Source organism: Pseudomonas sp. O230, assembly GCF_045447035.1.
Lineage (GTDB): Bacteria > Pseudomonadota > Gammaproteobacteria > Pseudomonadales > Pseudomonadaceae > Aquipseudomonas.
The window spans coordinates 90504-104649 of record NZ_JBJGXN010000013.1; the positions used below are offsets into that span (position 1 = coordinate 90504).

The window sequence follows — 14146 nt, forward strand, 5'->3', positions numbered from 1 at the left end:
GGGGCCCGGCGAGGCCCCGGTGATTCAACCGTCTGATCAAAACAGGAAGTAACGCTGAGCCATCGGCAGCACATCCGCTGGCTCGCACCACAACAACACACCGTCGGCCTTGACCTGATACGTCTGCGGATCGACATCGATACTCGGCAGGTAGTCGTTGTGGATCAGGTCGGTTTTTTGCACCTCTCGGCAGCCTTTGACCACGGCGATTTTCTTCTTCAAACCCAAGGCCTCGGGCAGACCGGCCTCGTGCGCCGCCTGGCTGATAAACGTCAGGCTGGTGGCGTGCAACGAACCGCCGTAGCTGGCGAACATCGGGCGGTAGTGCACCGGCTGCGGTGTCGGAATCGAGGCGTTGGCATCGCCCATCAGGCTCGCCGCAATGGCGCCGCCCTTGAGGATCAGCGTCGGTTTGACGCCGAAAAACGCCGGGCGCCAGAGCACCAGATCCGCCCACTTTCCAACTTCAATCGAACCCACTTCATGGCTGATGCCGTGGGTGATCGCCGGGTTGATTGTGTACTTGGCGATGTAGCGTTTGGCGCGGAAGTTGTCGTTGCCTTCGCCATCACCGGGCAACGGGCCGCGCTGTTTTTTCATCTTGTCGGCGGTCTGCCAGGTGCGCGTGATGACTTCACCGACGCGGCCCATGGCCTGGCTGTCGGAGCTGATCATCGAAAACGCGCCGAGGTCGTGGAGGATGTCTTCGGCGGCAATCGTCTCGCGGCGGATGCGGCTTTCGGCGAAGGCCACGTCTTCGGCAATGCTTGGGTCGAGGTGGTGGCAGACCATCAGCATGTCGAGGTGTTCGTCGATGGTGTTGCGGGTGAACGGCCGGGTCGGGTTGGTCGAGCTCGGCAGTACGTTGGCGAAGCCGCAGGCCTTGATGATGTCCGGCGCATGACCGCCGCCCGCGCCCTCGGTGTGATAGGTGTGGATAGTGCGGCCCTTGAACGCGGCGAGGGTGGTTTCGACGAAGCCGGATTCGTTGAGGGTGTCGGTGTGGATCGCCACCTGCACATCGTACTGATCGGCGACATTCAGGCAGTTGTCGATGCTCGCGGGTGTTGTGCCCCAGTCTTCGTGCAACTTGAGACCGATGGCGCCGGCCTTGACCTGCTCGATCAACGGCTCCGGCAGGCTGGCGTTGCCCTTGCCGGTGAGGCCGATGTTCATCGGGAAGGCGTCCGCCGCTTGAAGCATCCGCGCCAGGTGCCATGTCCCGGACGTGCAAGTGGTCGCGTTGGTGCCGGTGGCCGGGCCGGTGCCGCCGCCGATCATGGTGGTGACGCCGCTCATCAGCGCCTCTTCGATCTGCTGCGGGCAGATGAAGTGGATGTGCGTGTCGATGCCGCCGGCGGTGAGGATCATGCCTTCACCGGCGATCACTTCGGTGCTGGCGCCGATGGCAATGGTGACGTTGGGCTGCACGTCCGGATTGCCGGCCTTGCCGATACCCGCAACGCGGCCGTCCTTGAGGCCGACGTCGGCTTTGACGATGCCCCAGTGGTCGATGATCAGTGCGTTGGTGATCACCGTGTCGACGACTTCGGCGGCCAGCAGTTGGCTTTGGCCCTGGCCGTCGCGGATGACTTTGCCGCCGCCGAATTTCACTTCTTCGCCGTAGGTGGTGAAGTCTTTTTCGACCTCGATCCACAGTTCGGTGTCGGCCAGGCGGACCTTGTCACCGACGGTGGGGCCGAACATGTCGGCGTAGGCTTGACGGGAAATCTTCATTCGTTCGCCTTGAGATTCAATTGAATTTGAAATCGTTCGCTGCGCTCGCTATCGCCGGCAAGCCGGCTCCTACAGGTTCGCATTCCACGCCGATAGACGGGTGGAATGCGATCCACTGTAGGAGCCGGCTTGCCGGCGATCGGGCTGGAGCGGACAACGCATTATTTACAGGTCACCCATGACCCGCCCGGCAAACCCGAACACCCGCCGATGCCCGGCCAAATCCACCAGCTCGACCTCGCGGCTCTGCCCCGGTTCGAAGCGCACGGCGGTGCCGGCGGGGATGTTCAGGCGCATGCCGCGGCTGGCGGCGCGGTCGAAGGTCAGGGCGTCGTTGGTTTCGAAAAAATGGTAATGCGAGCCGACCTGGATCGGCCGGTCGCCGCTGTTGGCCACTTTCAGGCTGACGGTGCGGCGGCCGACGTTGAGTTCGATGTCGCCGGGCTGGATCTGGTACTCACCGGGAATCATCAATGGGCTCCTTGGAGAATCTTGTAGTAGAGGGCGGTCGGCTTGTACTGGCCGCTCGGGTCGCAGGCGTAGTCGGGGATTTGTCCCGCACGGGTGTAGCCCAGGGCCTTGTAGAAGTCCTCGGCCGGGGAACCGGCTTCGGTGTCGAGGTAAAGCATGCCGCGCTTGTGCTGGAGCGCGGCCTGTTCCAGGGCGCTCATCAACTGTTGACCCAACCCACGGCGGCGCGCGTGTTCACGCACCAGCAGCTTCTGCACTTCGGCGCGGTTCAGGCCGTTGGCTTTCTGGCACAAGGTCAGTTGCACACTGGCCTGCACTTGCTCGTCCTTGACCACCACCCACAGCAGCACGTTGCCCTTGTTCAGGTTGTCCTGGACTTCATCGAAATAGGCGCGCGCCTGAGTGGCATCCAGATCGGCCATGAAGCCGACGCTGGCGCCGTAGCCGACAGCGTCGAGCAGCAAATCAATCAACCCCTGGCGATAGTGCGCAAAGCTTTCAACATTGACGCGGCGCAGTTGGGCGGCGTTCATCGGACATTACTCCTTGCTGGCGGGCGGCGGTTCGGCGCCAGGATTGAGGGTCAGTTGCATGAAGGTCAGGTCCAGCCAGCGACCGAACTTGGTGCCCACCTGCGGCATCTGCCCGGTGGTCACGAAACCGACGCGTTCATGCAGGCGGATGGAGGCGGCATTGCCACTTTCGATGGCCGCGACCATCACATGCTTGTCGCAGCCTTTGGCGCGCTCGATCAACACGTCCATCAATTGCGGACCCAGTCCATTGCCGCGTTGATCGCTGCGCACGTAGACCGAGTGCTCGACGGTGTGGCGGAAACCATCGAACGGTCGCCAGTCACCAAATGAAGCGTAGCCGAGTACGCTGTTATCGCCGTCGACGATCACCAGGATCGGATAGCCCTGCGCTTGCCGGGCGCTGAACCAGGCCTGACGGTTGCCGAGGTCGACGGCCTGTTCGTTCCAGATCGCCGTGGTGTTGAGCACGGCGTCGTTGTAGATGTCGCGGATCGCCGGCAGATCGGCATGCACCGCATCGCGGATGTGGTAAGTCATGGCGCGTCCTCAGGCGATGGGTTGGTGGACGGTGACCAGTTTGGTGCCGTCAGGGAACGTGGCTTCGACCTGAATCTCCGGGATCATTTCCGGAATGCCTTCCATCACTTGTTCGCGGCTGAGCAGGGTGGTGCCGAAGTGCATCAGCTCGGCCACGGTCCGACCGTCACGCGCGCCTTCGAGCAGCGCCGCGGAGATGTAGGCCATGGCTTCCGGGTAGTTGAGTTTCACGCCGCGCGCCAAACGCCGCTCGGCCACGAGGCCGGCGGTGAAGATCAGCAGCTTGTCTTTTTCGCGTGGGGTCAGGTCCATCGTTGGGAATCCATAATCGGCAGATTAAAAAGGTATTCGGATCTGTGAATACATAACCCTGTAGGAGCCGGCTTGCTGCGGGCGGCGTTCCGGCGATGGCGTCCTTTCAGTCGATAGACATGTCGACTGATCCACCGCTATCGCGGGCAAGCCCGCTCCCACAGGATTGCGTTTCAGGTGCTCCATATTCGGGGTGGGACGGCTTCTCGGCCTAACAGCGCCGGCCTGAGCAATCGCCACAAATCAATCAACCAGCCTCGCGCCAACAGCGCCTCACTGGCCAGGCACCGGGCCACGATCAGCCCCGGCAACTGCGTCAAATCTCCACGCACGTCATTGCCCAACGAGCGGCATTTCTCCAGCAGTTCACTGTCCACCTCGCCGGTCACCAACAACGTCGCAAATACCGGTTGCCCATCCAGGCCAATCGGCGAGTCGAGCAAACCGTCATCCCCGACAATGCGCTGGCGTTCGTGCCAGAGCAACTGGCCGTCGCGGCGGATATCCAGCTGCGCCTGAAAATGCCCGAGGTCGAAGCGCTCGCCGCTGGCCGGACGACCCAGCGCCACCACGTCCCAGTAGAACAGCCGCGCATCACCTTCCAGTTCAATGGCGGTGCGCAGTTCGGCTTGTGCGGCGCTGAAGATAATCGTCTCTTGCGGCAACCATTCCAGGGTCGCGCCTGCAGCCACTTTCAGCTCGAGTGTCTGATAAGCCGGACCTGCGGCGCGATACCACTTGGCCGCGCCAGGACTGGTGATTTGCGCCCACGCATCGCGGCCGACACTGGCCGAAATGTCCAGCCGATCACCGCCGGCAATCCCGCCAGGCGGGTGGACGATGATGTGCTGGCACACCTCGGGGCCTTCGGCATACAGGTGCTTTTGCACCCGCAACGGGCCTTGATGCCGGCGCTGGACCGGGCGCGTGGTGTCGCCGAATCGGGCATAGCCCAACTCCAGCTCGGCGTGCCAGCTCGGGGTAAACAGGACAGTGGCAAGAGGTAAATTCATGGTTTCTAATTATCGTTAGGTCGCTACAGATTAGATCGTTACCAAACCGCGTACACCCTCGGCTTCCATATTTTCGCCGCGCCCCTGCTGCACGATCTCGCCACGGGACATCACCAGGTATTGATCGGCCAGTTCGGCAGCGAAATCGTAGAACTGCTCCACCAGCAGAATCGCCATGTCGCCGCGTGCTGCGAGTTTTTTGATCACCGCGCCAATCTCCTTGATCACCGACGGCTGGATGCCCTCAGTCGGCTCGTCGAGGATCAGCAACCGAGGACGACTGGCCAGCGCCCGGCCGATTGCCAATTGCTGCTGTTGGCCACCGGACAGGTCGCCGCCGCGTCGTTGCTTCATTTGCAGCAACACCGGGAACAGCTCGTAGATGAACGCCGGGACTTCTTTCGCTTCGCTGCCGGGAAACCGCGACAGGCCCATCAGCAGGTTTTCCTCCACCGTCAACCGACCGAAAATCTCCCGGCCCTGAGGCACATAAGCGATTCCGGCATGCACCCGCTGGTGCGGTTTGAACGTGGTGATCGGTTTGCCTTCCCAGTTCACCGCGCCTTCTTTGGCCGGCAGCAAACCCATCAGGCATTTGAGCAAGGTGGTTTTACCGACGCCGTTGCGCCCGAGCAGGCACGTGACTTCGCCGACCTTCACGTCAAACGTCAGGCCGCGCAGGATATGGCTACCGCCGTAGTACTGGTGCAGCTTGTCGACTTGCAGCATGTTCAAATTCCTTGTGGTTCACACCGAACCCTGTGGGAGCTGGCTTGCCAGCGATGAGGCCGGCACATCCGAAAATGATGTTGACTGACCCACCGCTATCGCTGGCAAGCCAGCTCCCACAGGTTCTGTGTTCGCAGATCTAGCGACCGAGGTACACCTCGATCACCCGCTCGTTTTCCTGCACCTGCTCCAGCGACCCCTCGGCCAGCACGCTGCCCTGGTGCAACACGGTGACGTGGTCGGCAATCGAGCCGACAAACCCCATGTCGTGTTCCACCACCATCAGCGAATGCTTGCCCGCCAGGCTCTTGAACAGTTCGGCGGTGAATTCGGTTTCGGCATCGGTCATGCCCGCCACGGGTTCGTCGAGCAGCAGCAATTTCGGGTCTTGCATCAACAACATGCCGATTTCCAGAAACTGCTTCTGACCGTGGGACAACAAGCCTGCCGGGCGATTGACCGAGGTGGTCAGGCGAATGGTTTCCAGCACTTCGCTGATGCGATCTTTCTGTTCGCCACTCAGGCGAGCCCGCAGGCTGGCCCACACCGACTTGTCGGTTTTCTGCGCCAGTTCGAGGTTTTCAAACACGCTCAGCGCTTCAAACACGGTCGGCTTCTGGAACTTGCGACCGATGCCGGCCTGGGCGATCTGCACTTCGCTCATCTGCGTCAGATCGAGGGTTTCACCGAACCAGGCCTTGCCGTGACTGGGGCGAGTCTTGCCGGTGATCACGTCCATCAGCGTGGTTTTTCCCGCGCCGTTGGGGCCGATGATGCAGCGCAATTCGCCGACGCCGATGTACAGGTTCAAATCGTTCAGGGCCTTGAAACCATCGAAGCTGACGCTGATGTCTTCCAGCGTCAGGATGGTGCCGTGGCGGGTATCCAGGCCGGGGCCGACGCGTTGACCGAGGCCGATGGCGTCGCGGCTGCTGCCGGCGTCCTTGTTCGGCTCCGGTGGATAGAAGGCCGGTTCGAGCATGAATTCAGCCGTCGCAGTCACTCTCATTGGTCACCCCTTTTTTTCAGCAGGCCGATCACGCCTTTGGGCAGGTACAAGGTCACGACGATGAACAGCGCGCCGAGGAAGAACAGCCAGTACTCCGGGAACGCCACGGTGAACCAGCTCTTCATGCCGTTGACCACGCCAGCGCCAAGCAGCGGACCGATCAGCGTGCCGCGACCACCCAACGCCACCCAGACGGCGGCTTCGATTGAGTTGGTCGGCGACATTTCACTCGGGTTGATGATGCCGACTTGCGGCACGTACAGCGCGCCCGCCAGACCGCACAGGACCGCACTCAAGACCCAGACAAACAGCTTGAAACCGCGAGGGTCGTAACCGCAGAACATCAAGCGGTTTTCCGCATCGCGCAGTGCCGTCAGCACCCGGCCAAATTTGCTCTGCGCCAGGCGCCAGCCGATGAACAGGCTCGCCACCAGCAACAGCACGGTGGCGAAAAACAGCGCCGCGCGCGTCCCCGGTTCGGTGATGCCAAAGCCAAGAATGGTGCGGAAATTGGTGAAGCCGTTGTTGCCGCCAAATCCGGTTTCGTTGCGGAAGAACAGCAGCATCCCGGCGAAGGTCAGCGCCTGGGTCATGATCGAGAAATACACGCCTTTGATCCGCGAGCGGAAGGCAAAGAAGCCGAACACCAGCGCCAACAATCCCGGGGCCAATACCACCAGGCACATCGACCAGAGGAAGCTGCTGGTGCCGGTCCAGTACCACGGCAATTCGGTCCACGAGAGGAAGGTCATGAACGCCGGCAAGGCATCGCCCGAGGCCTGGCGCATCAGGTACATGCCCATCGCATAACCGCCGAGGGCGAAGAACAGACCGTGGCCGAGGGACAACAGGCCGGCGTAGCCCCAGACCAGATCGAGGGCGAGGGCGACGATGGCGTAGCAAAGAATCTTGCCCATCAGTGTCAGCGTATAAGCCGAGACGTGAAACGCGCTGTCCGGCGACAACAGCGACAGCAGCGGCAACGCCAACAGCAAAACAAGGATCACCGCACCGACGGCAATCGTGACTTTGGGGCCGGCCTTTTGGCTGGCTGTGAGCATCAGGGGCTGGTTCATCAGTCGATCACCCGTCCTTTCAGTGCGAAGAGGCCTTGCGGACGTTTCTGGATGAACAGAATGATCAGCGCGAGGATCAGGATCTTGCCAAGTACGGCACCGATCTGCGGTTCGAGAATCTTGTTGGCGATGCCCAGGCCGAAGGCGGCGAGCACGCTACCGGCCAGTTGCCCGACGCCGCCGAGCACCACCACCAGGAACGAGTCGATGATGTAGCTCTGGCCGAGGTCCGGGCCGACGTTGCCGATCTGGCTCAGCGCCACACCGCCGAGGCCGGCGATGCCGGAGCCGAGGCCAAATGCGAGCATGTCGACGCGCCCGGTCGGCACCCCGCAGCAGGCCGCCATGTTGCGATTCTGAGTGACGGCGCGCACGTTCAAACCGAGGCGCGTCTTGTTCAGCAGCAGCCAGGTCAGCACCACCACAAACAAGGCGAAGGCGATGATGACGATGCGGTTGTACGGCAGCACCAGATTCGGCAGTACCTGAATCCCGCCGGACAGCCACGCCGGGTTGGCCACTTCGACGTTCTGCGCGCCGAACACCAATCGGACAAGCTGAATCAGCATCAGGCTGATGCCCCAAGTGGCGAGCAGGGTCTCCAAAGGGCGGCCGTAGAGGTGACGAATCACCGTGCGCTCCAGCGCCATGCCGATCGCAGCGGTGACGAAAAACGCCACCGGCAACGCGATCAGCGGATAAAACTCGATGGCTTGCGGCGCGAAGCGCTGGAACATCAGTTGCACGACGTAGGTCGAGTAGGCACCGAGCATCAGCATCTCGCCGTGGGCCATGTTGATCACGCCGAGCAGGCCGAAAGTGATCGCCAGACCGAGCGCCGCGAGCAGCAGGATCGAGCCCAGCGACATGCCGCTGAAGGCCTGGCCGAGCATCTCGCCGATCAGCAGTTTGCGTTTGACTTGCGCCAGGCTGGTTTCGGCGGCCGTGCGCACGCTGGCGTCGGCTTCAACACCCGGTTCGAGCAGACTCTCCAGACGAGTGCGGGCAAGTGGATCGCCGGTTTCCCCGAGCAGACGCACAGCGGCGAGGCGCACGGCTGGATCGGTGTCCACCAGTTGCAGGTTGGCCAGCGCGAGGCTGAGCGCGGCGTGAACGTTTTCGTCTCGTTCGCCAGTCAGTTGCTGGTCGAGGAATTTCAGCTGCGCAGGCTTGGCGCTTTTCTGCAATTGCTGCGCGGCGCCCAGACGGATTTTGGCGTCGGCGGCGAGCAATTGGTGGCTGGCCAGCGCGGTGTCGATCAGACCCCGCAGGCGATTGTTCAGGCGCAAGGTTTTCGGTTGACCGTCGACCGTCAACTCGCCTTGTTGCAGGGCGTTGATCAGTTCGACACGGGCCGGATCGGGCTGTGCGGCCCAGGCTTCCAGAAGCTTGGCTTGCTGCACCGGATTGGCGGCGACGAAGTCTTCGGCGTCGCCGGAATGCGCGGCCATCGGCAATAAAAATGCGATGGCGAGGATGAAGCGGTAAAGGGCAGTGGGCATAGGAAGTCGCCTTGACGCAGACATTGTGGGAGCTGGCTTGCCAGCGATGGCATCACCCCGGTGCATCAGGTACACCGAGGTGTCCGCATCGCAGGCAAGCCAGCTCCCACAGGATTCTCGTTGGCCTCAGGCGCAGTGTCCGAGGCCAACACCCAGTGGCTTAGTTGCTCTTCACCGCATAATCCGGCTTCTTGTCGTTACCCGAGATGAACGGGCTCCACGGCTGGGCGCGGATCGGCCCTTCGGTCTGCCACACCACGTTGAACTGACCGTCCGCCTGGATCTCGCCGATCATCACCGGCTTGTGCAGGTGGTGGTTGGTCTTGTCCATGGTCAGGGTGTAGCCGGACGGCGCGGCAAAGGTCTGGCCGGCGAGGGCTTCGCGGACTTTGTCGACGTCGGTGGATTTGGCTTTTTCAGCGGCCTGCGCCCACATGTGAATGCCGACGTAAGTGGCTTCCATCGGGTCGTTGGTCACCGCTTTGTCGGCGCCCGGCAGGTTGTGTTTCTTCGCGTAGGCTTTCCAGTCGGCGACGAATTTCTTGTTCGCCGGGTTCTCCACCGACTCGAAGTAGTTCCACGCCGCGAGGTTGCCCACCAGCGGTTTGGTGTCGATGCCACGCAATTCTTCTTCGCCCACGGAGAACGCCACGACCGGCACTTCGGTGGCTTTCAGGCCCTGGTTCGCCAGCTCTTTATAGAACGGCACGTTGGAGTCGCCGTTGACGGTGGAGATGACGGCGGTTTTGCCACCGGCCGAGAATTTTTTGATGTTGGCCACGATGGTTTGATAGTCGCTGTGGCCGAACGGGGTGTAAACCTCTTCGATGTCCTTGTCGGCCACCCCTTTGGAGTGCAGGAACGAGCGCAGGATCTTGTTGGTGGTGCGCGGGTAGACGTAGTCGGTGCCGAGCAGGAAGTAGCGTTTGGCGCTGCCGCCTTCTTCGCTCATCAGGTATTCCACCGCCGGGATCGCCTGCTGGTTCGGCGCCGCACCGGTGTAGAACACGTTCGGCGACATCTCTTCGCCTTCGTATTGCACCGGGTAGAACAGCAGACCGTTGAGTTCTTCGAACACCGGCAGCACCGATTTACGCGACACCGAGGTCCAGCAACCGAACACCACGGCGACCTTGTCCTGGGTCAGCAACTGCCGGCCCTTTTCCGCGAACAGCGGCCAGTTCGACGCCGGGTCGACCACCACCGGTTCCAGCATCTTGCCGTTGACGCCGCCCTTGGCGTTGATCTCGTCGATGGTCATCAACGCCATGTCTTTCAGGGACGTTTCGGAGATCGCCATGGTGCCGGACAACGAATGCAGAATACCGACCTTGATGGTCTCGGCCGCCTGGACAGTCCAGGTCATGCCCATCGCGGCAATGCTTGCCGTGAGTGTAAAAGCCTTGATCAAGCTGCGACGCTTCATTGTGCGATCTCCATGAACTTATGAATTTTCTTGGTTGGCAGATGCGGACTACTGAAGGGTCTTTAGCAAGGGCTGTGCCTGTTCGGAAAAGGCCGGAAAAACTCGAGATAGAGCCGGCGGCGGGCTGGGGCTCGCACCAGACTGGGGCCGGATTGCGAGGCGGGTGCACTTGCGTGCGCAGCATTGGTGCTGGCGGTGTTTAACACCCAATCCGGGCTGGCGATAAATAGGTACCGTCCGCTGCGCTGCGCAATCTTGCTGATGAGGGACTCTCAAGCAAGCGCGCAGAGCATGGACAGCACCTTGATCAATACACCTTCAGCCGCCCGGGCGACGGCACAATTTCCCGCCTGGGCATACGAACGCAAACACTCAGGGAATAGGAATAACTATGTACCGCCATGGGCGTATTTCACGGTGCGACAGTGAGCGCTCAATGACGACTCAATGGAGTACCCCCTCATGGATGAACAACAACCCGATTCGACAAACGCTGTATCAACACTAAATGTGCTGGACCAGACCTTCCTGTCGGCGGACGCCGCCGCCTGTCATGCCCACGAACGGGTCGGGCGGCGCCGTAATCGCGGCTACTACGGCTATATCCTCCAGCGAGATGATCAGCGGTACGTGATGACCGAGCCCGCCGAACAATCGGCCAGTTCAAGTACGCATCACCCGCTAGTCCCCGACAATCATGTCTTGCACAGTCGGTTTTATTCTCACCCTGCGCTTTCGACACTTGATGTGCACACGGTCGCGGAGCTGGAATGGTCTGTCGATGATGCGGCGACGAGCTTGCTGATGTTCAGTGTCAAAGAGCTGCGCACTATTCTCGCAACTGACCTGTCGTCCTATCTGTCGGGGGCCGAAGACAGCTTGATCGTGTTCACCCCGGACAGCTCGCGCTCGCAGGCGCTGCTCAAACAGTTGGGAACCACCCAATCGCCCGGCAAGCTTGCCCTCGACCTGGAAAAGGGAGTGGTCAAACCGGAGCAACTCGTGACTGAGGCGGCAGCCGCCGGCGATTTGCAGGTCATTATCAGCAACGGTCGCTGGCGACCTCGAGGCAACGTCACGGAGCACTTCGTCCCCGGCCCCTGGGAGCGCAATGTACCGGAGAGGGTGTCGTTGGGTGCGGTTTTCCAGTCATCCGACGCAGCGGCGCTCGATCGTTATGCCCGAAACACCGTACAACGTGATGCAGGACAGACCTGGTTCGGCTTCATTCTCAAGCACAAGGACAAAGAAGAATATGTCGCTTCGGAACTGGTTCCCGTCAGTTACCCAAGAGACAAGCTCTTCCTGGAACGCAGTGTGTTCCGACGTTCCCCAACGACCGGGGAGTATGTCTATCCCGAGTCATTCACCTCCCACTCCTATTTCTATTCGCGCCAGCGCGTCAAGCATGAGCGGGATGTGCCCCGACGCTGGTTGGCCGAGCATTTCATTGTTCCGAAAGATTTGTGGGTTGCTGTCTACAACGCAAAAAAACGCCCGGTCTTTGGGGAAAGGGTTCCGGCGTTGCTCTACGTGTCGACGCCGGACGGCGCGCTGCTGAAGTACGTTCCCCGCCCGGACACCCCGCTGTTCGACAACGACGTCCCGAACATGGGCCTGGAGGCCATTCAAAACAATCTGGTCAAGGGCGTGTCGAGCGCAACCGATTTTGTCGCGACGGTCGCCCGCAACGATGCATTGCACGTGTTGCGCACCAGCCTGTGCTGGGACAGGAAAGGGCCGGTTGACACCCATTGGGCGCCGAGCCGGAACTTGCCGCGTCGTGCGCTCGGTCCGGTGTTCCTGACGGCCGATGACGCCGCCGTGCATGCGCGTTCACAAGTACCTGCCGGCACGCCAAGCGCTTTCGGCGGTCTGATTCTGCAGCGCGCTGACGGTCGGTATGTGGCCACTGATCCTGTCGATATCCCCCGGGAAGACTTTGATATCCGGTGGATTTTTGCGGATTCAGCGATCGAGCTCGGCCAGTTTCCGCCCGACTGCACGATCGTTGCGCGCTATCGCTCACGGGTGCTGCGCGCGTTACCTGTCTTGTTATCGGACGTCGACAAAGAGCTCTATCGCAACATGCTCTCTGTCGATTCTGTTTACACCGCCTTCATGCGCAGAACTCAGGCGCACGATGAATACCTGTTTGCACCCGACGGATCGATCATCCGTTACCGAATCGGTACATGGGAGCGCATCCGCGCGGATCTGGGCATTGCGCTCAGTCTGTCGGGGCAGCCAGCTCGTGATCTGGACGCCACCTGGATCAAGGAACAGATCCATAGCGGTACGTTGACGCCTACCGCGTGGGTCAAAAAGCTGGTCAGTTCCGGGTATCTGAAAGTGGTTGCAGGAAGTCGCCTATGGGGCCCGGCACGTGAAGTCACGGAGTTCGAGCCGTATCAGACGATGCCCCAAACGACGGGTTACCCCAGGGCGTTGGTGGAACCGGCTTACAGCGCGGTCTGCATCCAGGAGCAGGATGCCGCGCGCCTGGCACATGAACAGGCAGGCAGTCGTTCACTACTCGGCTTTGGATTTATCCTGCGCAACGCTCGTGACGGTTCATTCCTCGCGACGCTGCCCGTGAGTGTGCGCAACTCACGGTTGGCGTATGACCGTGTCTTTCCCGGTGTATTGCCTTATCGCTACGTGGACAGTGGCCTCATCATGTGTGCGGCGGCTACGCCGGCGGGGTTGCCGGACGATGACCACCGGCACTTCTTTTCACCGATGGAGGTGAGTCTGGCGCGTGACAGCGTACGTTCGTCCAACGGCTACAGGCCGATCTATTTTTCCTGTGGCGACGGCGCACTGCTGCGTCTTGAACTCGCGCCATTCGATCCGGTTGTGTCTCGGGACGAATTTGGCCAGGTTCAGGTCAGGGACAACCCGTTTGCGACAACGGCGCAGGCTCAGCGTGATCAAGACGATATCAACCGTGGCTCATTCAAACTGACGGATTACATTCGGCGTATGGCGGCGGCGGGGAAACTGGAGGTGCTGCTGACCAGCGCTTACTGGTCCCGTGCGGGTGAGGTGGGGCAGGACTGGCTTGCTGGTATGCCGACGGTGTCCGTCGAGGCCAGGTGGGCAAACCAATCCAGGCTGCCGTTGGGGCCGATGTTTCATCATCCCGACGATGCCGCTTGTTATGCGCAGCTTCGAGCGGCGCGATTCAATCAAGGCCTGGCGTGTACAGGCGCAATCCTGGCCAAACCCGATAGCTATTCATACGTTGGCCTGCAGCCGCTGGCTGGCACGAGTCATCCCGATGCAGCCATCAGCCTGATCTTTCGTACGGCGAACGACGTTTCAGCTGCACCAGGCACTAGAGTGCCGCGCTTGCCTGACGGCTACACATGGATGGCCAGCCATCAGTTTGATCAGTCAGGCAACGCGCACACGGGATCAGAGGCTGACGCTGTGAACTTTGCTTCGCCCGAGTCGATTCATTCGCACACTCAGGCCGTGAAAAACAAAGGCTTCGATATGACGGCTTTCTACTATTCGTCACGCGACGGCGCATTGCTGAAGTACGTACCGACCTATTCGATAGCAGAGCAAGCACTGCTTGAAGTAAAGCTGGTGCAGCCTCCCGATGATCGATGGACCACCGTGCTGTCGTTCGAGGCGTTCATTTCCAGGCTGGCGAACAACAGCCATTTAGAGGTGTTGAAGGCCGCCGGTTATTGGCGCCAGGCCGGACGACTGGGCACCGACTGGCAAGACATACGCCAGCAGTTTCCGGACGTATCCGTCCAACACCCCCGGGATGAGTTGTAACCG

Annotated in this window: 12 protein-coding genes; 1 reads left to right on the forward strand and 11 read right to left on the reverse strand. The window is 61.0% G+C overall.

The genetic code is table 11. From position 1 onward, the window contains the following. Positions 1 to 36 precede the first annotated feature (36 nt). The 11 genes from ureC to urtA form a co-directional block, all read right to left on the reverse strand. On the reverse strand, positions 37 to 1737 hold the full coding sequence (ureC, locus tag ACI77H_RS26530) for an urease subunit alpha (protein WP_407014643.1): 1701 nt from the start codon (positions 1735 to 1737) through the stop codon (positions 37 to 39). A gap of 165 nt (positions 1738 to 1902) precedes the next feature. Continuing rightward, entirely contained in the window at positions 1903 to 2208 is a 306-nt protein-coding gene (locus ACI77H_RS26535) for an urease subunit beta (RefSeq protein WP_192226951.1), read from the reverse strand. Beyond that, positions 2208 to 2741, reverse strand: a complete 534-nt coding sequence (locus ACI77H_RS26540; RefSeq protein ID WP_407014645.1) for a GNAT family N-acetyltransferase — start codon at positions 2739 to 2741, stop codon at positions 2208 to 2210. Before ACI77H_RS26540 ends, ACI77H_RS26535 begins: the two co-directional genes overlap by 1 nt. 6 nt (positions 2742 to 2747) lie before the next feature. Further along, the gene (locus ACI77H_RS26545) at positions 2748 to 3281 is read right to left on the reverse strand and encodes an N-acetyltransferase family protein (protein ID WP_407014647.1); all 534 of its coding nucleotides are present in this window, start codon (positions 3279 to 3281) and stop codon (positions 2748 to 2750) included. Positions 3282 to 3290: 9 nt separating this feature from the next. Then, complete coding sequence (gene ureA / locus ACI77H_RS26550) at positions 3291 to 3593, reverse strand: urease subunit gamma (RefSeq protein WP_033055605.1); 303 nt, start codon at positions 3591 to 3593, stop codon at positions 3291 to 3293. Between the two features lie 173 nt (positions 3594 to 3766). Continuing rightward, the gene (locus ACI77H_RS26555) at positions 3767 to 4606 is read right to left on the reverse strand and encodes an urease accessory protein UreD (protein ID WP_407014649.1); all 840 of its coding nucleotides are present in this window, start codon (positions 4604 to 4606) and stop codon (positions 3767 to 3769) included. A gap of 30 nt (positions 4607 to 4636) precedes the next feature. Next, positions 4637 to 5335 carry an urea ABC transporter ATP-binding subunit UrtE gene (gene urtE, locus ACI77H_RS26560; protein WP_008031204.1) on the reverse strand — a complete coding sequence of 233 codons (699 nt, stop codon included), beginning with the start codon at positions 5333 to 5335 and terminating at the stop codon, positions 4637 to 4639. Between the two features lie 139 nt (positions 5336 to 5474). Continuing rightward, complete coding sequence (urtD, locus tag ACI77H_RS26565; protein ID WP_407014651.1) at positions 5475 to 6344, reverse strand: urea ABC transporter ATP-binding protein UrtD; 870 nt, start codon at positions 6342 to 6344, stop codon at positions 5475 to 5477. Continuing rightward, a complete protein-coding gene (urtC, locus tag ACI77H_RS26570; RefSeq protein WP_407014653.1) occupies positions 6341 to 7420 on the reverse strand; it encodes an urea ABC transporter permease subunit UrtC in 1080 nt (359 codons plus the stop codon). The genes urtD and urtC overlap by 4 nt, the downstream gene beginning before the upstream one ends. Next, positions 7420 to 8922 (reverse strand): urea ABC transporter permease subunit UrtB, encoded by a 1503-nt coding sequence (urtB, locus tag ACI77H_RS26575; protein ID WP_407014654.1) that lies wholly within the window; start codon positions 8920 to 8922, stop codon positions 7420 to 7422. The genes urtC and urtB overlap by 1 nt, the downstream gene beginning before the upstream one ends. A gap of 160 nt (positions 8923 to 9082) precedes the next feature. Then, positions 9083 to 10348 (reverse strand): urea ABC transporter substrate-binding protein, encoded by a 1266-nt coding sequence (gene urtA / locus ACI77H_RS26580; protein ID WP_407014656.1) that lies wholly within the window; start codon positions 10346 to 10348, stop codon positions 9083 to 9085. A gap of 462 nt (positions 10349 to 10810) precedes the next feature. Between urtA and ACI77H_RS26585 the strand changes: the two genes are divergently transcribed. Then, positions 10811 to 14143, forward strand: a complete 3333-nt coding sequence (locus ACI77H_RS26585) for a hypothetical protein (protein WP_407014658.1) — start codon at positions 10811 to 10813, stop codon at positions 14141 to 14143. The last annotated feature ends 3 nt before the right edge of the window (positions 14144 to 14146 follow it).

Bases quoted from the DNA above. Each gene is read 5' to 3' on its own strand.
- ureC (WP_407014643.1), bottom strand. From the start codon at position 1,737: ATGAAGATTTCCCGTCAAGCCTACGCCGACATGTTCGGCCCCACCGTC.
- ACI77H_RS26535 (WP_192226951.1), bottom strand. From the start codon at position 2,208: ATGATTCCCGGTGAGTACCAGATCCAGCCCGGCGACATCGAACTCAAC.
- ACI77H_RS26540 (WP_407014645.1), bottom strand. From the start codon at position 2,741: ATGAACGCCGCCCAACTGCGCCGCGTCAATGTTGAAAGCTTTGCGCAC.
- ACI77H_RS26545 (WP_407014647.1), bottom strand. From the start codon at position 3,281: ATGACTTACCACATCCGCGATGCGGTGCATGCCGATCTGCCGGCGATC.
- ureA (WP_033055605.1), bottom strand. From the start codon at position 3,593: ATGGACCTGACCCCACGCGAAAAAGACAAGCTGCTGATCTTCACCGCC.
- ACI77H_RS26555 (WP_407014649.1), bottom strand. From the start codon at position 4,606: ATGAATTTACCTCTTGCCACTGTCCTGTTTACCCCGAGCTGGCACGCC.
- urtE (WP_008031204.1), bottom strand. From the start codon at position 5,335: ATGCTGCAAGTCGACAAGCTGCACCAGTACTACGGCGGTAGCCATATC.
- urtD (WP_407014651.1), bottom strand. From the start codon at position 6,344: ATGAGAGTGACTGCGACGGCTGAATTCATGCTCGAACCGGCCTTCTAT.
- urtC (WP_407014653.1), bottom strand. From the start codon at position 7,420: ATGAACCAGCCCCTGATGCTCACAGCCAGCCAAAAGGCCGGCCCCAAA.
- urtB (WP_407014654.1), bottom strand. From the start codon at position 8,922: ATGCCCACTGCCCTTTACCGCTTCATCCTCGCCATCGCATTTTTATTG.
- urtA (WP_407014656.1), bottom strand. From the start codon at position 10,348: ATGAAGCGTCGCAGCTTGATCAAGGCTTTTACACTCACGGCAAGCATT.
- ACI77H_RS26585 (WP_407014658.1), top strand. From the start codon at position 10,811: ATGGATGAACAACAACCCGATTCGACAAACGCTGTATCAACACTAAAT.